The 300-nt window shown below is 62.3% G+C and carries 2 pseudogenes; both read left to right on the top strand.

From position 1 onward, the window contains the following. A pseudogene (locus IF20_RS36970) lies at window positions 1-238 on the top strand (S-(hydroxymethyl)mycothiol dehydrogenase); the annotation flags it as partial. After that, window positions 238-300 (top strand): annotated as a pseudogene (locus IF20_RS40815) (MBL fold metallo-hydrolase); the annotation flags it as partial. The pseudogenes IF20_RS36970 and IF20_RS40815, both read left to right, overlap by 1 nt.

Here is a 300-nt window from a genome sequence, read left to right as displayed (position 1 = left end):
GGATATGACGTTGGAGTTGCCGTTGTTGGATGTCTTCGGGCGGGGTGGGGCGTTGAAGTCGTCCTGGTATGGGGATTGCCTGCCGTCCCGTGATTTCCCTATGTTGATCGATCTGCATCAGCAGGGCCGTCTGGACCTGGGGGCGTTCGTCACGGAGACGATCGGGATCGAGGACGTGGAGAAGGCGTTCGCGCGGATGCGTGAGGGTGATGTGCTGCGTTCGGTGGTGGTGCTGTGATGGCCGCTCGCATCGAACACCTCGTCACCTCGGGGACGTTTTCCCTCGACGGCGGGACCTGG

Origin of the sequence: Streptomyces niger (assembly GCF_000718305.1) — a bacterium.
GTDB lineage: Bacteria > Actinomycetota > Actinomycetes > Streptomycetales > Streptomycetaceae > Streptomyces > Streptomyces niger.
This window is presented reverse-complemented; position numbering and strand designations above follow the sequence as displayed.